Annotated in this window: 17 protein-coding genes and 1 pseudogene; 5 read left to right on the top strand and 13 right to left on the bottom strand. The window is 59.7% G+C overall.

Annotation, left to right across the window (positions count from 1 at the left end; genetic code table 11):
- Window positions 1-2 precede the first annotated feature (2 nt).
- From F455_RS0109365 to F455_RS0109350, 5 genes and pseudogenes are all read right to left on the bottom strand, one after another.
- Window positions 3-1,562, bottom strand: a complete 1,560-nt coding sequence (locus tag F455_RS0109365) for a serine hydrolase (RefSeq protein ID WP_211212293.1) — start codon at window positions 1,560-1,562, stop codon at window positions 3-5.
- A 59-nt stretch (window positions 1,563-1,621) separates the two neighbouring features.
- Window positions 1,622-3,790, bottom strand: coding sequence for a TonB-dependent siderophore receptor (locus tag F455_RS0109360; protein ID WP_245539959.1), 2,169 nt, complete (start codon window positions 3,788-3,790; stop codon window positions 1,622-1,624).
- Window positions 3,791-4,024: 234 nt separating this feature from the next.
- Window positions 4,025-4,354 (bottom strand): annotated as a pseudogene (locus tag F455_RS23635) (STN domain-containing protein); the annotation flags it as partial.
- A gap of 120 nt (window positions 4,355-4,474) precedes the next feature.
- Window positions 4,475-5,461 (bottom strand): FecR family protein, encoded by a 987-nt coding sequence (locus tag F455_RS20375; RefSeq protein ID WP_083918858.1) that lies wholly within the window; start codon window positions 5,459-5,461, stop codon window positions 4,475-4,477.
- A complete protein-coding gene (locus F455_RS0109350; RefSeq protein WP_169337310.1) occupies window positions 5,458-5,931 on the bottom strand; it encodes an RNA polymerase sigma factor in 474 nt (157 codons plus the stop codon). The genes F455_RS20375 and F455_RS0109350 overlap by 4 nt, the downstream gene beginning before the upstream one ends.
- 621 nt (window positions 5,932-6,552) lie before the next feature.
- Between F455_RS0109350 and F455_RS0109345 the strand changes: the two genes are divergently transcribed.
- The 4 genes from F455_RS0109345 (at window position 6,553) to F455_RS0109330 (ending at window position 9,392) form a co-directional block, all read left to right on the top strand.
- A complete protein-coding gene (locus tag F455_RS0109345) occupies window positions 6,553-8,067 on the top strand; it encodes a serine hydrolase domain-containing protein (RefSeq protein ID WP_211212292.1) in 1,515 nt (504 codons plus the stop codon).
- Between the two features lie 68 nt (window positions 8,068-8,135).
- Complete coding sequence (locus F455_RS0109340; RefSeq protein WP_018973024.1) at window positions 8,136-8,507, top strand: DUF6249 domain-containing protein; 372 nt, start codon at window positions 8,136-8,138, stop codon at window positions 8,505-8,507.
- Window positions 8,500-9,072 (top strand): RNA polymerase sigma factor, encoded by a 573-nt coding sequence (locus F455_RS0109335; RefSeq protein WP_018973023.1) that lies wholly within the window; start codon window positions 8,500-8,502, stop codon window positions 9,070-9,072. Before F455_RS0109340 ends, F455_RS0109335 begins: the two co-directional genes overlap by 8 nt.
- Window positions 9,069-9,392 carry a hypothetical protein gene (locus tag F455_RS0109330; protein ID WP_018973022.1) on the top strand — a complete coding sequence of 108 codons (324 nt, stop codon included), beginning with the start codon at window positions 9,069-9,071 and terminating at the stop codon, window positions 9,390-9,392. The genes F455_RS0109335 and F455_RS0109330 overlap by 4 nt, the downstream gene beginning before the upstream one ends.
- A gap of 1,047 nt (window positions 9,393-10,439) precedes the next feature.
- Here the strand turns inward: F455_RS0109330 and F455_RS20370 are convergent.
- The 4 genes from F455_RS20370 to F455_RS0109305 are packed head-to-tail and all read right to left on the bottom strand — an operon-like array spanning window position 10,440 to window position 12,417.
- Window positions 10,440-10,811 carry a putative quinol monooxygenase gene (locus F455_RS20370; RefSeq protein ID WP_018973021.1) on the bottom strand — a complete coding sequence of 124 codons (372 nt, stop codon included), beginning with the start codon at window positions 10,809-10,811 and terminating at the stop codon, window positions 10,440-10,442.
- 2 nt (window positions 10,812-10,813) lie between these two features.
- Window positions 10,814-11,584, bottom strand: a complete 771-nt coding sequence (locus F455_RS0109315) for an alpha/beta fold hydrolase (RefSeq protein ID WP_018973020.1) — start codon at window positions 11,582-11,584, stop codon at window positions 10,814-10,816.
- Between the two features lie 40 nt (window positions 11,585-11,624).
- The gene (locus F455_RS0109310; protein WP_018973019.1) at window positions 11,625-12,092 is read right to left on the bottom strand and encodes an SRPBCC family protein; all 468 of its coding nucleotides are present in this window, start codon (window positions 12,090-12,092) and stop codon (window positions 11,625-11,627) included.
- Window positions 12,085-12,417, bottom strand: a complete 333-nt coding sequence (locus F455_RS0109305; protein WP_018973018.1) for an ArsR/SmtB family transcription factor — start codon at window positions 12,415-12,417, stop codon at window positions 12,085-12,087. Before F455_RS0109305 ends, F455_RS0109310 begins: the two co-directional genes overlap by 8 nt.
- Window positions 12,418-12,634: 217 nt before the next feature.
- On the opposite strand from F455_RS0109305, the gene F455_RS0109300 reads away from it, so the two are divergent.
- A complete protein-coding gene (locus F455_RS0109300; protein WP_051084175.1) occupies window positions 12,635-13,330 on the top strand; it encodes an RraA family protein in 696 nt (231 codons plus the stop codon).
- Window positions 13,331-13,431: 101 nt separating this feature from the next.
- Here the strand turns inward: F455_RS0109300 and F455_RS0109295 are convergent, their stop codons facing one another.
- The 4 genes from F455_RS0109295 to F455_RS22445 form a co-directional block, all read right to left on the bottom strand.
- Window positions 13,432-14,277 (bottom strand): amidohydrolase family protein, encoded by an 846-nt coding sequence (locus tag F455_RS0109295; RefSeq protein WP_018973016.1) that lies wholly within the window; start codon window positions 14,275-14,277, stop codon window positions 13,432-13,434.
- A 73-nt stretch (window positions 14,278-14,350) separates the two neighbouring features.
- Window positions 14,351-15,091: an SDR family oxidoreductase gene (locus tag F455_RS0109290; protein ID WP_026293229.1), complete on the bottom strand. Its 741-nt coding sequence runs from the start codon at window positions 15,089-15,091 to the stop codon at window positions 14,351-14,353.
- A 14-nt stretch (window positions 15,092-15,105) separates the two neighbouring features.
- A complete protein-coding gene (locus F455_RS0109285; protein WP_018973014.1) occupies window positions 15,106-16,308 on the bottom strand; it encodes a UxaA family hydrolase in 1,203 nt (400 codons plus the stop codon).
- A complete protein-coding gene (locus F455_RS22445; RefSeq protein WP_083918857.1) occupies window positions 16,305-16,622 on the bottom strand; it encodes a UxaA family hydrolase in 318 nt (105 codons plus the stop codon). The genes F455_RS0109285 and F455_RS22445 overlap by 4 nt, the downstream gene beginning before the upstream one ends.
- Window positions 16,623-16,766 lie beyond the last annotated feature (144 nt).

The following is a 16,766-nucleotide window of genomic DNA, read 5'->3' as shown; positions in this document are numbered from 1 at the left end:
CGTCAGGACCTTGCCTTGCCTTTCAACACCGGCCGTGTTTCCGGATGCACGGCAGCGGCCATTTGCGTGAGACTGTTGAGGAAACTCACTTCGACGCCGTCGTCGGAAAAATGTAGCGTGACCTCGTCGAGGTGCGGAGTCTCGTAATAGCGCCAGCGCATCTGGAATGTATTCGCATCCTTCCACGCTCCCGCCGCGGCGATCTTCGCGGGATGGCGCGGATTCACGTACGTGCCAACCACTTCGGTCCACTCGGGCGGCGTGCCGGGCAGTTCGGTCTCACCGTCGCGCCAACGGCCAATGCCGCAGTCGATCGTGTGGAGTTTGCCGCCGGTATCGAAGCCGAGACGGCAACGGCCGCTATCGAACGCGATCGTCAGCCCGCGCACGCCGAGCGCGTTCGATTCGATCGCAAAGTCGCGATGCGCGACCGCCTGCGGCGAGGCGGCCGAGCCTTCGGGCAGTGCCAGAGCCAATCCCGCGAGCCGCGTACGCAAGTGATCGGATGCGGCGCGATCGACGGGCTGCGCTGCCTCGCGCAGGCCGGGCAGCAGATGTTCCCAGACGAGATTGATCACTCCCTGCATGTCGAGCGTGCGGCTCGTGATCGCGACGACCGCGTCGAGTGCCGGGATGACGATGCAGAACTGGCCGAATGCGCCGTCGCCGCGAAACGCATCGTGGCGGCAGCGCCAGAACTGGTAGGCGTAGCCCTGGTGCCAGTCACTGTCCTTTTTGAGCTGAGCGAGATCCTGCCCGGGTCCGGGCGGCGGCTGGATCTTGAAGCTCGTCGCCTGCTCGATCCATTCACGCGGCAGCAGTTGCTTGCCATTCCAGCGGCCTTTCTGCAGATAGAACTGGCCGAATTTCGAGATCGCGTCGGTCGTCGCGCTAAGCCCCCAGCCGCCGGTGTTGATGCCGCGCGGACATTCCGACCAACGCATCGGTGGAAGTCCTAGCGGATCGAACAGGCGCGTCCGCAGATAGTCGACGACGCGCTCGCCGGTCAGCTTCTGCACAATCGCCGACAGCATGTAGGTAGCGGCGCTGTTGTAGAGAAATACGCTGCCGGGTGGAGACTGGATCGGCAGGGCAAGGAACGTCTTGACCCAATCCTGCTCATGGGTGATGACGGGCGCGGCGTCGCCTGCCTGCCCGACCGACATCGTCAGCAGATGTTCGACGTTCAGCGCGGCGAGATTTTCGCTGACCTGCGCAGGTTTCTGCTCCGGGAAAAAGTCGACGACCTTGTCCGTCAGTTTCAACTTGCCCGCCGCGACGGCAAACCCGACCGCCGTCGAGGTGAAGCTTTTGCTCAGCGAATACAGACTGTGCGGTGCTTGCGCGCGGTACGGCGCCCACCACGCGCGCACCGCCGGCATGCCCGCGCGCATGACAACGAGGCTGTGCAGTTCGAACGCGCCCACCGCCGCGGCGTCGAGGAACGCGTTCACCGCGGCCGAAGGAACACCGCGCGCTTCGGGCGCGGCCGCGGCGAAGGCGATGCCGGGAAACACACCGTCGCAGCCCGCGGCGAATGCGGTCCACCCGATCTGCCGCAAGAACAATCGACGGTTTCCGTTCACCATTCGCGCAGTCTGTGCGAAAAAGTCTGAACGTCTCACAGCTTGTATTTCACCGTCAGGAAATACGAGCGCGGCGACTGTGGGCGGAACGCATTGTTCATCACATAGCCGCCGCGATCAGTCAGGTTGTCGATGTTGAAGCGGAAATCCAGACGGTTCCATTCGTAACCGGCAAATGCCGACACCTGGGCGAGGCCCGGGATGCGCACGTCGTAATGCCAGTCTCCCCCGAGCACGCCGGTCGTGGACGTTTGCGCATGCACCCATCCGCCGAGGCTGAGGCCCTGCAGCGGACCTTCCTTGAAAATGTATTTGGCCGTGAGATTGGCCGCCTGGCGCGGCGTTGAACCGAAGCGCGCGCCGATCTCCGCCGGCACGCCGGGATAGTCCAGGTACTTCGCCACCGGCAAATCGGTGAAGTTCGCCGACAATTGCCAATTCTCGTTCGGCAGCCAGGTGACCTCGGCCTCGAAACCCTGCGCGCGGCCGACGCCGCCGAGGTTGTATTCGATCAGGCCACCGTTCTCACCCATGTGCGAATAGTCCGGCGTGGCGATATTGCTGAGGTCGTCGCGGAAGACGGAAATCGTGCTCGTCACCGCGCCGTTGAGCCAAGCCGTCTTCACTCCGAATTCCTTGCCGGTGCCTTTCTGCGGCGGGACCAACTCGGCGGTTCCCGGCTGGACAATGCCCGACGGCGTGAACGACTTGGAGTAGTTGGCGAAGAATGCGGTATCGGCAAAGAACGAATCCGGAGCAAACGGTTTGCCCAGGATGCCGATCTGCGGGGTCGTCTCGCTCGACGCCAATTCCATGTCCTTGATGACTTCGCCCTTGGTCTTGGTGTAGCGCACGCCGAGCAGAACATGCAGGCGGTCGTCGAACATCGACATCTGCTCGGCCGCATAGTAGGCATGCGTGTTCGCGTGCCCCGTGTCCTTGTAGTTTATGAGATTGGGCGTGGGAGAAAGCGCGTGCAGGATCGCGTTCTGGTCTCCGAGCATCAACGGCCCGTCGCGGAAGAAATTCCATGGCAGGCCCTGCGCATTTACTGGCGGCAAGGGATAGACCCAGAAGCGGGCGTAGTCCAGCGACGAATAGGACGCCTGAAAGCCGACGAGCAACGAATGGTTGATTGGGCCAGTGTCGAACGAAAAAGCCGCTTCGAGCTTGTTCTCCCACCCGGACCCCGCCTGCTTGCCGTTGAAGAAGCCGGAGGCAAGACCGAACGTGCTGACATTGCCGTCGGGTCCGAGCACCTTGGCGCCGCTCTGCAACAGGGAAAGAAATCCCCAACTGAAATCGGCGTGGCCGAAGCTGTCGCGGATCTGGATGTGATCGTTGACCGTGTAGTTGATTTCTGTACTCCAGAAGCGCGCCAGCTCGTTGTTGTAGTTCTGCGGCCCGAGCACATTGTCGCGCGCACCGCGAGGGAGATATTGCTCGGCCGTGATCGTCTGCGGCGGCTCGTTGGCGCCGTAGTTCTGCGCGACCCAGTTGTCGAGATATGTATCCTGGGGAACACCCGAGCCGATGAAGCCCGGATGGCTGACCGGTAGCGTCGAGACCTGATCCTTTTTCTTGGTGTTGCGGTAGTTGAGGTTGACACTGAGGTCGTTGATCGGCCTCCAGGTGAGGCCGAGGATGTAGGTGCGCTCGTTCTGGCCGGTCCAATCGACCCAGCCATTGACGTTCTTCGCGTACACATCGACGAGATAGGCGAAGTGGTCGTCTACCGGCCCGGTCGAAAAGAATTCACCGCTGCGATAGGCCCAGCTGCCGTACTCGCCTTCGAAATAAGTCTGCGGCGTGAACGAAGGCTTCTTGTAGATGATGTTGATCGAGCCGCCCGGCGGGACGTTGCCATTGAACACGGCCGATGGGCCTTTGAGTACCTCGACGCGATCAACGCCGACGGCGGAACCCAGTCCGCCGGCGATCGAAAGAGAATCGAAGCCGTCGACCTGCGGCGTCACCGCATATCCGCGCACGCCGAAATTCGTGCCGACCTCGCCGCTGTTGTTCTGCCCGGTCACGCCGGTGAGCGCACCGATCGCATCCATGAGCTGAGAGGAACCGGTGTCCTCGAGAAACTGTGAGTTGAGCGCGGAAATCGAGATCGGCGTGTTGATGATCTCGGTCACGACGCCGGTCGCGCTGGTCGCCGCACTGGTGCGATAGCCGATCACCTGGACGGCTCCCATCAGAGACGGTTTGTTGTTGCCCTCTGCGGGTGCGCCTGCCTTGTTGCCGGACTGAGGACCATCCGTCGCTGGTGAGGCCCGCGCCTCTGATGCGGAGGCGGCTGCGTGCACTTCGCCTTTCTCGCCACTCCCATCCGCTGAATTGCCTTGCCGTGACGGCGCCGTGATGTTGCCTTCCGTGCCGGCCTCATTTTTCGATTTGGCAGTTGGCGGGCGGATCAACTGCACCACAATGGAACGAGCTGAAGTACGTCGGGCCTGAAGGTTCGTGCCTTGGAGCACCTGCTCCAGCGCTTGCTGGGGGCCGAACCGTCCATGCAGCGCCGGAGCACGCAATCCTTTGACGATGCCGGATTCGAACAAAACGTTCGTGTCGGTCCGCTGCCCGATGTCGCGCAGGGTGGTGGCCAAAGGCTGTTCCGGCAAGTCGAAATCGTAAATCAATGACGCGGTTGCGGACTGCTCGTGCGCGAGCGGGTTCTGCGCAGGGAGCTCTTGCGAGACGGCCGACAGCAGCGCGCTTGCTAAGGCGAGCGCAAACCTTCGATCAAGATGACGCCACATGGTTTCCCCGATCCTCCGTGGTGATCCGATGTGACGTAGACGATTGACCCCACCCAACCCTCAGTGGAACGGAAAAATATTTTCATGGAATCGATAGGCTACTCGGCAGAGCCGTATCGTTCAGTCCTTCGTCAAGCGTATATGGCTGGCTTCCTCTTTCACCTTGAGCCCGTATATCGACGCAACGGATCGGGCGAAATCGAGGTTATCTCCGGTGCGGTAGATACCGCTGACCCGAACTTGTCCGAGATCAGCGTCGTCGATTTCCAAACGATGCGGGTCATAACGATTCATCTCTGCAACGGCTTCACCGAGCGGAGTGCCATCGAGAATCACTTCGCCGCGACGCCAAGCAGTCGCGGCGTCCGCGCGCCGAACGTCCAGTTGCGGTCGCTCGCCCGCACGCACGCGCAAGTACTGACCGGGCTTGAGCGTGATCTCGCCCTGCTCTTTCTCGAAGGCTCCTGAGGCTCGCACGGCCATCAACGAAGCCACGCTGACTTTGCCTTCCAGCAGCGTGACATCCATTTCGTCGGATTCCTTGCGAACAACGAATGACGTGCCCAGCGCTGTCACGGTGCGATCCCCGGCCATTACGACAAATGGGTGCTGTACGTCATGCGCCACTTCGAACAAAACCTCCCCGCGCGACAAACGCACGATGCGCCGGCGGCCGTCGTAGTCCACGTCGACCGCGCTGTCTTGGTTCAAGGAAAGACGTGTGCCATCGCTCAGGCGAACGGTGCGCTGTTCGCCTATGCCCGTCGTGTATTCCATGTCATGTGACGAAAGCAGGAACACGCCCAACCCGAGAACACTCAGGACCATCGCTGCCGCCGCCACACGCCAACGCGGCTGCTTCCTTTCGAAAGCAGCCCGAGAAGTAACACGCGCCAGGCCGCGAATATCGACCTCCCCGGCCTTATCCCAGACCTCAGTCACCCGCTCAAAGGCAGCAGCGTGATCGCCGGAACCCGCTTTGAGCCACGCACGAAAGTCTGCTTCAAGCTCGGCATCTCGACCGGCCCCATGCAATTGGACCAACCATGCTGCAGCTTCGGCATAGGCGGCACGCGATGGGCGAAATGGAGTCTTTCGTTCGCTCATATACGATCCATCCACTCGGTCAAGAACAAGACCGCCTTCGCCACCTGCTTCTCCACCGCACTAACGGTAACTCCCATGCGTGCCGCGATCTGAGCGTGACTGTAGCCCTCAACACGATGCAGCAAAAATATCTCACGCGTACGCGGACTCAACTGATCGAGGCCCGCACGCAGGCCACGCAACCTCTGCTGTCCGAGAACCACGTCGTCCGGCGCCGAGCCCGCTTCCGAAAACGGAAGCGTCTCCACTTCCGCGAGCGAGGCCGGGCGCCACCGCGACCGCCGGCGACCGTCGTCCGCGATCACGTTGATGACGGTACGCACGAGAAAGGCCTCGGGCTCCTGCACGTGTCGATCTTGCCGGTACCGCTGCAATCGGAGGAAGGCTTCCTGGATCGCCTCGTCGGCCTCGTCCCGAGTCCTGCCGCGACTGTGCAGCAACTTGCGCAGTTTCAAGAGGAGAACGTTCACGGCTTCCATCATCCAAAGATGACACGGGTTGGAAGCATGCACCAGCGTCCGAGAAGCGGATGATAATTTTTTTTAAATTACCTGCGGTTTGCTCGCGCTCGCGCGTCTACAGCGTCCATGACCATTTCGTGCCGAAGGCAGGAGCCCAAAGGGCAATTACCACTCTACACATGTCGAAGAGCGTTTGTCTGCGATGCGCAACTTCGCAGCGCTTTCTGGCAGGATAGTTCGGACAAAAGCATACTTCGACTTGTCTCTCAAGAACTGAAAAGCATTCCGAGCGCAATGCAGACCGTGCGTGCAGATCCCCGCTGGGGCCTGTGTCCATGCGACCTATCGATCGCTCCAATGCATTTTTGCGCTCTTCGCGCGGCCTCAATGAGTAGCTCCTGACTCTACACGCGATAAGGTTCGCTAATCACCCTGCCCCCTTACGGTCATAAACGGCCGGCCAAAAGCGGACACCTAGCGATCCGGTGAACGCTCCACGCTGAATCCATTTCAAGTCATCGACGCATCCAATGCCCGAATGCCGTGAGTACTGCGATTCAGCAGTCCTTTCGGATCAACAGACCATCCGCCGACGGGTGGATGCATGGGATAGACACAAGGATGCCACCGATGAATCTTCTGAATCCGTTTAGCGCGTTTACACCTAGAGGGCCGGTGGTCTCCGCCCTGTTGGCTTTGGGCGCGTTCCTTTGCCCTGTTCCGGGCATCACGGCGACCGCGGCCGTTACCCTGCCTGACACACCCGTGGGTCAGCTGGGCGCGCAATTGATCCACCACATCAACACCGACAGTCCCATGCAGATCCAGCGGTGGGCTCCCGGTGCTCTGTCCGCATCGGTCCCTCAAGACGATAAAGCGAATTTTGTCGCGAACCTCGGCTCGGCGGCGCGCGATAGCGGTGGCATCGATCTGTTCGATGCACGCACCGACCCACGTCAGCCCGGCCTTCTTCAAATGGTGATCAAGGCGCGGCGCACCGGTCAATTTGGCCTGTTTTTCATTACCGCCGACCCAGCCAAGCCAAGCCAGCTGGCACAGGCGCATCTCGTACCAATGGATGATCCGGCACTGTATGCCGACTGGCCGCAGAAGGCGGTATCGCACGCGGAGCTGGCGCGGCTGATCCACGACAAGCTCGATCGCCTCGTGCGCACCGAGGATTTCTCCGGTTGTGTAACAGTCACCGACCACGCCAAAACCATCTTCGACGAATGCCGCGGCCAGGCCGACCGTCGTTTTGCCGTGCCGGTCGATCGGCAGACCACGTTCCATATCGGGTCGATCGGCAAAACGTTCACCGCGGTGGCGATCGCCCAGCTCGTCGAAGCGGGCAAGCTGTCCTGGGACACCACCCTGGCCCAAGCGGCGCCGGAGTACCCGGACCACAACGCCGCGAAGAAGATCACCGTCTGGCAACTCCTGCACAACACGTCGGGTCTCAGCGACATCTTCGTTCCGGAGTACTTCGGGAACCGCGAACACTTCATCGATCCGGTCGACTATCTGGACCTCATCGCCCGGCAGCCGAAGGTGAGCGAGCCCGGCAAAGAATGGAACTACAGCGATGCGGGCTTCATGCTGCTCGGCCGCATCGTCGAAAACGTCTCTCATGAGGACTACTACAGCTACATCCAGCGGCATGTGTTCGCGCCTGCCGGAATGCACGCCAGCGGCTTCGACCGCTTGGATGAGATCACGCCCAAGCTGTCCGTCGGCTACTACCACGACGGCATGTTTTCGAGCACCTGGAAGATGGACTGGTCAAAAATTCAACTCAAGGGCGGCCCTGCGGGCGGGGGCTACTCCAACAATACCGACCTGCTGCTTTTTGCCGACGCCCTGCGCAATGGCAGGCTAGTCAAAGCGGCGACTCTTGCAAAGATGTTCGCCGACGAAGTACCGGCCGGCCCCGGGGGCGAAGCCGCCGGATTCGGCGATCGTCTCTCGCACGGCAGTCCCGTTCGCGGGCACGCCGGAGGTATCGAAGGCACGACGGCGAACCTGCAGATGGTCTGGAACGCGAACGCTGCCGTCGCGCTGACGAGCAATGAAGGACCCTTGCAAACGTGGATGCTCGCCGAGCACATTGCCGACCTGCTCGCTGCCGGAAGCGCGAAACCCTGAGAGTTCGAAAGCCGTCCGATCAGTCACTACTGGTCGGACTTTCCCCAACTATCTTCTGGAGTACGACAATGGATTTTTTTCTGCTCATTCCTCTGGTCGTGATGGCGGCCCCAGTACTGATCGTCCTCATGGTCATGCGCTACCGCTACCAGCAAACACAAGCGCGTTACCAAACTCTGTTGCAATTGGCCGACAAAGGCGTGGAGCTCCCAACGCAACTGCTGATCGAGCCGCAGATCGCTTATTCCGAACGCCGTCGCGCCTTGGTGCTCATCAGCGGCGGCATCGGACTGATGCTGACGCTGCTCGCATTGCCGGGCCAGCTCGACAACGGACACAGCATCGGTGAGCTTTGGGGCCTGGGCTTGTTGCCGCTGATGACAGGACTGGGTTACCTCGCCAGCTGGTGGTTGAACCGGCGCGGTGATGTAAATGGCTGACAGCGCCGCCGAGGCGCGCATCGATCAGATACTGGTGGCTCGTGCCCTGCTGGGCGACGACCGCCGTGCGTTCGAACAACTGGTACGTCGCAATCAAGGTATGGTGCGGGCACAATTGCGCCGCCTTCTGCAGGGCGACGAGGCCGCGGCCGACGACCTGGCGCAAGAGACATTCCTGCTTGCGTGGCGCAAGCTTGGCCAGTTCCGCAGTGAAGCGCGTTTTTCAACATGGCTGCATCGCATCGCTTACGGCTGCTTTCTGCAGGCGTGCCGCACAAAGTCATGGGCGGCACGTCATGCGCAGGACGATGAGATGGAGCACCTGCCCACGCCCGTACAGGCGATGGATTTGCGACTGGATCTGGCGCGCGCCATGCGACATCTGTCGACTGCGGAACAGACCGTGTTGCTGCACTGTGCGCAACTTGGCCTGAGTCACGAAGAAGCGGCGTATGTCCTGGCGATGCCGCTGGGCACGGTAAAGACCCATGCGACGCGTGGCAAGGCAAAACTCAAGACATGGCTGGCGGCGTGGCACGCCGCCGGCGAGGAGCGAATTCCATGAACTCCATACACGACGACGACATCGATGCACTGCTTCGGCAGTCGTTCGACGGCCCCATAGCCGACGACGGTTTTTGCGATCGCGTGATGCAGCAACTGTCACGCCGCCGCCGTCCATCGGCATGGCCGCTCGCGGCGGGCGTTCTCGTCGGAGCCGCCATGTGCTCGTTGAGCCTGTTCACCTCGCCGCTATGGCGAGCGGCGTGGCATGGATGGCTCGTCGGCGAATGGTCCAACTCGAGCATCATCATGCTGTCGATAATGGCCGTCATGTCGCTGCTCGCACTCGCTTGGACCCTTGCAGAAGCCGACGATCATTGAGCTGGCTCGTCCGCATTGGGTCGAACACCGCCTGCTGCGAATGGGCACATGCTGAGCTCCTTCATCGCCATCCGCGATCTGGCATTATTTAATTTGGCGATCGACAGTAAGTTGCGCGCCTGCGATCTCGTCAAAATACGCGTACACGGTCCTATAGCAGAAGACCCAGCGCCCCGTGCAGTTCGAGATCACGGAGCAGACGCGTATGTGATACAGGGCTGGACCGCGCAAGCGGCCCTGCGGCCTGCCGCATCGCGGGCTTCCGCCTGCGCACCGACATCCACATATCGCACGCCGTTGTCGACCGACGCCCTGCCCGACGGATAGGGTTGAGCTCGAATCTCCTGACACATCGCAATTTTTCGAGAATCGCGGGACCACGCTATCAAGCCAAGTGGATCGAACAAGCCAGACATCGAGAGCGGGGAGCTATTGAAGGCTACTGTACTGGCTTACTATTCCCGAAGTACGGCATCTATGAGGAGCACTGACAAAGTGACGCTTAGCTTTCCCTTTGAGCCGACGCCTCCCAGCCTGATTCGCAGGCCCCCTGCTGCCGTTCACGTGCGACGTTAGGCTGGCACGTAGGCATTCGATTTGGCGTTAGGTGCAGGTAATTCGAAAGTTGCCCTAGGCCTGGCTTCTGGCTCTCCTGCCGTTAGTCGTCCCGATGCAAAAACGGAGACGTGGTCATTTTACGGGGCGGAAACGGCCCCTCTTCCCATCTCCAGCGACCAACGAAATGGAAAAGCCCGCGACACGGCGGGCTTTTCTGGCATTGCAGCGGCTAAATGCTCCGCACGTGTGACTGAATGGTGGTGGTTGTAGTCCGCATAGAACTTGTCTCCGGTCGAAATTCCCGTTAACAGGGAAATTAACAGGGAATTTCTCGAGAAAACGACGTCTATGCCGTCACCGGGTTGCCCTGCAGGCCAGGTGTGACGCCATTTTCAGGCCAAAAGATTCTTCCGCGGCTCGCTGGTGGCAGGGAAAATAATTGCGGATATCAGGGAAATTTCTGACCAGAACAGGGAGTGCTGCCGCCGATCACGCAGTGGGCAGCAACACTTGGAATTCTGGCGCGGCAACGATCAATGCGCCAATCTCGTTGCGCACGGTGGCGAAGTAGTCCTTGCGAAAGTGCGCCTCAAGATCGGCCAGAGACCGCCACCGCTCGTAAACGACAAAGCTGTGCGGGGTGCGAGGGTCTTGGTGGAGTTCGTAGGCGCAGCATCCGGGTTCACCGAGCGTCTGCGGTCGGGCGCGACCAAAAGCAGTCTCGACCCGATCCTCCTGACCTTCGTGGACGGTGAAGCGTACTAGCAACGACAGGGGTCCGGACGGGTTGCGCAGCTCGGACCGAAAAACACCGAGGATGGCTGCGGTGTCGTCGTCCGCCTGGATGGTAGCGGCGTTCATGGTCACATTCCCTTGACGGCGCGCACAGCTGTCTCGATCACTGACGCGACGGCACGCGGCTGGGAGACGTGAACGAAATGACCTGACTTAACCATCGTCACCTGCGAACCCGCACGCTTAGCCATCCGTTGTGCCAGCTCAGGATCCATCACTTGGTCTTGCGTGCCGATGATCGCGTAGCTCGGCTTGTCATGCCAGGCAGCTGTGGTCAGCTTGATGTTGAAAACATCACCGTTTATCGGCATCTGCGAATTTGCCATGAACTCGGCCTGTGCCTTGGGCAGGTCGGCCGCCACTTCAGCAGCAAACTTTGTCGGGTCCACAATAACAAACCCATCTTTGGTCGCCACCAGACCGTCGCGCGCCTTGGGACTCGGCGGGTACACGGCTCCACTCGCTTCCCCGACATCGGGCTGCAGCGCCGCAACATAGACAAGTGCCTTCACCTTAGGGTCGCTCCCGGCCACGGTGATGATCTGGCCGCCATAGCTGTTTCCGACCAGGACAACCGGCCCATCTTGCCGGTCGAGCACGCGCTTTGTCGCAGTCAGGTCTTCGTCGAAACTGGTTAACGGCTCCTGTACGATACTGACGCGATACCCATCGCGCGTCAGCACGTCGTACACGCCACGCCAACTCGAACCATCGAGTAGAGCCCCGTGGACGAGAACGATGCTCGGCCGCACTGCTCCAGGCGAAGCCGATTGTGCGCTTGCTGTTGCGATACAAAGGAATGCCGCGAATATCCCGAGGGCCTTTTGAATCGTTTTCATGAGAATTCTCCGGTATCGAAGTTCAATGGCCAGACTGGCGTTAGTGTCGATCGCCCTTCAGATGTGGGTCGTCCAGGATCGTGGACCCGGTTTCTATCAAGGACTTCAGGTTGGAAAGGATCATCGGCCAGCCGCCCGACACCGCCGCGATGAGTTTTGAGGGCTCGCGCTCCATCGTGTGCGTGATCGAGAGCTTGACCGCCGATCCACTGGGCTCCAATTCCATCGTGCAGCGCGACTCGCCTTCGACCTGAAGCTCGGGTTTGTTCTGATGCCGCCAGCGGATCACCAAGCGCCGCGGCGGGTCGGCCTCAAGAATCTCGCCTTCATCGGTAACAACGCCATCGCCTGACACCATCTTCCAAGGTGATCCCGCGGTCCACGCGCTTTCGCAATGAAAGCCAAACCAGTATTGCTTCATGAACTCGGTGTCCTCAGTCAGTGCCGACCACAATTTCTGCTGGGTGGTGTGAATGTAGGTCACGTAAACAAAAGTCGATCTAGACATTGGTCTTCTCCAGTCGTCGTTTCAGGTCGCCCAGCGCTTTGAGGCGCGGTTTTTCGAACTTGGCAATCCAGCGCTCGTAGATTTCCTGCAGTGGCACCGGATTGAGGAAGTGCAGCTTTTCGCGCCCGCGCCGCACGGTGGCGACCAGGTTCGCGGCCTCCAGTAGGTCCAGGTGTTGCGTCACGCCCTGCCGCGTCATATCCAGGTGCTCGCACAGATCGTTGAGCGTGCGACCGTCGTGTGCATGCAGCAGATCCAGCAGTTTGCGTCGGCTGGGATCGGCCAGGGCCTTGAATAGCACGTCGGGATCGTGGCGTTCTGTCATGACTACACGCAAGTAATTGCTTGCCTAAATAATATGCAAGTAACGTCTTGCATGTCAAGTACTGGCGTATCACGAAGCGGTTCGGATACTTAAAGATTCCTTTGAGTTCGCAGCCCCGCCAATACGTTGCATTTTTTGCATTTATCGTATTTACGATAATTTATTACATATGAGACAATATGCCAGGATATATCTTGGCAGTACGACTCTGGCCCTCATGAGCAAAACCACCCGGCCTTACGAGATTCCACAGCCCTCTGCGAAGGAAAGAGCGCTCTTCGAACTCTTCAAGAAAGAGCTATACACACCGGTCGTCGGGGATGTACTCGACACGCTGGGCTGTTACCACCAATTCTTGCCGCAGCCAATCCAGCCCGCCCTAGGAGAGATGAAGGTCATCGGCCGCGCTATGCCGGTTGTGATGATCGATGTCCACGGGCCGCAGAAGAAGCCTTTCGGTCTTCTCACCGAAGCGCTCGACCAGATCGAGCCGGGCGAGATCTACTTGTGCTCTGGCGGCGATATGCGCTGCGCCTACTGGGGTGAGTTGCTCACGGCTACGGCGCGTACGCGCGGTAGCACCGGCGCCGTTGTCAACGGCTTCCACCGCGACACGCCTAGGATGATCGAACAGAACTGGCCTGTCTTCAGCCGCGGTCGTTTTGCGCAGGACTCCTCCGTGCGCGCGCAAGTGATCGACTTCCGTTGCTCCATTGAGATCGGCAACGTGTGGATCGAACCAGATGACCTTGTCTTCGGCGACCTCGACGGTATCGTCATCATTCCGAGAAGGCTGCAGGACGAGGTCGTCGAGAAGTCCCTCGAAAAGGCACGCAGGGAGAATGTCGTGCGCCGGGCCGTCGAGGCCGGCATGAGTTCTACTGCTGCTCTCAGGAAGTACAAAGTACTTTGAAAGGTGAGTCGATCTAAACTTTCTTCTGTATCGAAAGACTAGTTCTCACGACGCGCAATTCGGCAGAGGCGCACATCCACCCTCTATCTTGGCTACCCATCCTAGGGCGAGGTCAAGCGATATACTCGTTCCGCATTTTTCTGGAAGAACTTTGCCCGATCGGCGCTACTCCACGAGCTCGCCAGCGACTCGGCTAGCTGAAACCAGCGTGCATATCCCCCAGCGACTTCGTTCACTGGCCAGTCGCTGCCAAACATGATCCGCTCCGACCCGAACTCACTCGCCGCAACGCGGGCGTACCAGAGCACCTCTTCGGGCTGCCAGTGATTCCAGTCCGCTTCGGTGACAAGACCGGAGATCTTGCAAACCACATTCGGCAACGCAGCCAGCTCTTCTATCTGCTTCGCCCATGGCTCCTTGCGGCCGGACTTGATGTCTGGCTTGGCACAATGATCGAGAACAAAATTCCCTTCGGGACAGCGTCTGACTAGCTCGATCGTTTCGGCGAGCTGATGGTGCTTTAAGCAGAGTTCAAAATGCAGCCCACGTCGATGGACTTCCCTGACACCGGCAATAAATCCGGCTTCCAGCGCAAACCCGGGCGGGTTGTTCTGAATGTTGTCGCGGATTCCGCGCACGAGTGGCATCGCTGCCAACGCATCCAACGTAGCCAGCGCATTCGCGTCCATTAGTGAAGTGCGCGCGACGATAGCTTGGATTCGCTGATCGATCTGGGCTAAGTGGCTAACCCATTCTGCTTCCGCGAGCGAATCGCTCGCATGCGCATCGCACTCGACGAAAACCATGCGCTCGATTGGAACATTTGTCGTCGCGCGCTGATAATCTTCCAGAAAGAAACTGCGATCGAAGGCAGATCCCTTCTCTATCCAGGGGTAGTTTAGGGAATCGACGTCCCAGAAATGCGCGTGGGTATCGACCACGTTCATCGAGCAAATTCCTTCGTGGAGACCATCGTGATTCTTCGCAATCGTGCCTCTCCGCTAGGCCGTCCGAGTCACATCAACCGGACCAGCCGCCGTCGATCATGATGCATTGGCCTGTCGTGAAAGCTGATTCGTCCGAAGCGAGATATAGAGCTAGCGCGGCAACTTCCTCAGGCTTGCCGAGTCTTCCCATCGGCTGGCGCCCGACGAACTGCGCGAGCGCCGCCTGAAAATCACCTGTTGCGCGCAACCGTTCGTGCAGTGACGGGGTTTCGATCGTACCAGGACAGATCGCATTGCAACGAATGCCGCGCGTAATGAAATCAGCTGCCACGGACTTGGTCAATCCAACAACTGCCGCCTTAGAAGTCCCATATGCAAAACGATTTGGCGCCCCTTTTGGCGCGCCGACCACAGACGACATGTTGATGATCGATCCGCCCCCACGCCCGAGCATGCCTGGCACAAACGTTCGAATGAGGCGGAACATCGACGTCACGTTAAGTTCAATCGAGCGCGACCAGTCTTCCTCACGGCAATCCAGGATAGTGCCGTTCACAACGATGCCCGCGCAGTTGAATAGGACGTCAATCGGTCCTGTCTGTGCTTCCAGCGAACGAACTGCTTCTGCGTCGCCCACGTCTAGCGCGACGCAGCGGCAAGCATCGAGTCCGGCCAAGGCCGCTACGTTGAGATCACTGGCCCAGACAATCGCTCCTTGTGCGGCAAACAGCTCGGCTGTTTTGCGTCCAATGCCTTGCCCGGCAGCGGTTATCAATACGGTCTTGCCGGCCAAACGGCCCGAGTTCGCTGACATATGAACAGTCTCCTTTAGGCCCGAGTTGGGTGGCACGCAGGACCCACCGCATCGATCGATTTGTAGGTCAGGACGAATTCGCGATGCCCCAACGACTCCGATTTGGACAGCGCGCCCGATGCAACCGACACCACGAGGTTGAAAATGTCATCCCCCACTTCATCGAGTGTCGATTTGCCCTCTAGGACTCGCCCCGCATCGATATCCATGTCCTCGCTCATAAGCGCGTATGTTTCTGGGTTACCGGTGATCTTGATAACTGGGGCGATCGCCGAACCAACAACGGAGCCTCGACCGGTCGTAAACAAGGTCAGGTGAGCACCGCACGCCATCAGCTCTACAATTTCCGAATTATCAGAGATGTTCGGAAATCCAAACTTCGGCGCGGTATCCGGGACCACGTCAAGCAAGTAGAGACCGGGTGCATCCGGCTGCTGTGCCGGGCGGATGACACCGTTTATCGCGCGGCTACCCGACTTCACGTATGCCCCCGCAGATTTCTCTTCCAGCGTCGATAGTCCGCCTTCTGCATTGCCCGGAGCGAAGCTCCCGTACCCCATCGCGCGGTAGTACTTCTCGGCGTTGTGAATTGAGGCGACGATTGCCTCGGCCACTTCCGGCGATGCGGCGCGCGTACTCATCGCACCCTCGCAGCCAATCATCTCGCCTGTCTCCTCGAAGAGGCACGACGCGCCCGCGTCGACGAGCCGATCGAACGCTCTCCCGACTGCCGGATTCGCCGCTATGCCGCTCGTTCCATCGGACCCGCCACAGATCGTCCCGACCACGAGATCCGAGAAGTGCATCGGCACCCGGCGTTCGGCGCGAATCATTTCTTCTCTTACTTGCTTGACAGCAGCCAGCGCCGTTTCGATACCGGAGCGCGTGCCGCCGGCCTGTTGAATTACGACAGTTCGCACCGGTCGGCCACTTGCCTCGATATTGGACGCCAGTGCTTCGCGATTGAAGCCTTCGCAGCCGAGAGACACGAGAACCACCCCCCCGACGTTCGGATGCGTCGCGAGTGCCTTCATCATGCGCAATGAATACTCGTTGGGATAGCAACCGGGGAAGCCGAGCAGGTGTACGTCATCATCCTGCGCGAGTTCCACCACACGTCGCGCCACGTGGTGTGCGCACTCGACGAGGTAAATCACCGCAGTAACGTTGCGAATCCCTTTGCGCCCATCAGCGCGTAGATAGCCGTTGGCGATCATGTCGTCTGCTCCTCTGAATCGCGGACGTGACTGGAGATGTAATTGCTTTTCAAATTGTGGAGATGCACCCAATCACCTGGATGGATGTCCTTGGTGGCCGAGCCAATGGCGATCCCATACTTAACGACTACGGCGCCGAGCGGAATGAAACAACGAGCGATCTTGTGTCCGAGAGCTACGTCGGCACGTGCCACGACAAGCTCGCCTTCGAGCGGCAATGCTTCACCCGCGGCAACATTGCGCCGACAGACGGCGACGCTATCGGCGGGATGCAGCACGATAGCGGCGACGGGTATTGGGTTCCCTGTGTTCATCGTACGGACTTCCTAGTGTTTGATTTCGCATATTTCAATAGAGAGATGCCATCTCATGAACAACATCGACCGATCAAACGACGCTCGCCGTGAGGCGCGTGTAAAAAAAGCGAATGGTCAGCCCGACCGGCGGCGGGCCGGTCG

Origin of the sequence: Rudaea cellulosilytica DSM 22992, from assembly GCF_000378125.1 — a bacterium.
GTDB classification, from domain to species: Bacteria; Pseudomonadota; Gammaproteobacteria; order Xanthomonadales; family Rhodanobacteraceae; genus Rudaea; species Rudaea cellulosilytica.
The sequence above is the reverse complement of the archived record's forward strand: the minus strand, read 5'-3'. Positions and strand labels throughout refer to the sequence as shown.

Coding starts and splice junctions, on each gene's coding strand:
- F455_RS0109360 (WP_245539959.1), bottom strand. CDS start 3,790: ATGGGAGCCGTCCAGGTGATCGGCTATCGCACCAGTGCGGCGACCAGC.
- F455_RS20375 (WP_083918858.1), bottom strand. CDS start 5,461: ATGAGCGAACGAAAGACTCCATTTCGCCCATCGCGTGCCGCCTATGCC.
- F455_RS0109345 (WP_211212292.1), top strand. CDS start 6,553: ATGAATCTTCTGAATCCGTTTAGCGCGTTTACACCTAGAGGGCCGGTG.
- F455_RS0109340 (WP_018973024.1), top strand. CDS start 8,136: ATGGATTTTTTTCTGCTCATTCCTCTGGTCGTGATGGCGGCCCCAGTA.
- F455_RS0109335 (WP_018973023.1), top strand. CDS start 8,500: ATGGCTGACAGCGCCGCCGAGGCGCGCATCGATCAGATACTGGTGGCT.
- F455_RS0109330 (WP_018973022.1), top strand. CDS start 9,069: ATGAACTCCATACACGACGACGACATCGATGCACTGCTTCGGCAGTCG.
- F455_RS20370 (WP_018973021.1), bottom strand. CDS start 10,811: ATGAACGCCGCTACCATCCAGGCGGACGACGACACCGCAGCCATCCTC.
- F455_RS0109315 (WP_018973020.1), bottom strand. CDS start 11,584: ATGAAAACGATTCAAAAGGCCCTCGGGATATTCGCGGCATTCCTTTGT.
- F455_RS0109310 (WP_018973019.1), bottom strand. CDS start 12,092: ATGTCTAGATCGACTTTTGTTTACGTGACCTACATTCACACCACCCAG.
- F455_RS0109305 (WP_018973018.1), bottom strand. CDS start 12,417: ATGACAGAACGCCACGATCCCGACGTGCTATTCAAGGCCCTGGCCGAT.
- F455_RS0109300 (WP_051084175.1), top strand. CDS start 12,635: ATGAGCAAAACCACCCGGCCTTACGAGATTCCACAGCCCTCTGCGAAG.
- F455_RS0109295 (WP_018973016.1), bottom strand. CDS start 14,277: ATGAACGTGGTCGATACCCACGCGCATTTCTGGGACGTCGATTCCCTA.
- F455_RS0109290 (WP_026293229.1), bottom strand. CDS start 15,091: ATGTCAGCGAACTCGGGCCGTTTGGCCGGCAAGACCGTATTGATAACC.
- F455_RS0109285 (WP_018973014.1), bottom strand. CDS start 16,308: ATGATCGCCAACGGCTATCTACGCGCTGATGGGCGCAAAGGGATTCGC.
- F455_RS22445 (WP_083918857.1), bottom strand. CDS start 16,622: ATGAACACAGGGAACCCAATACCCGTCGCCGCTATCGTGCTGCATCCC.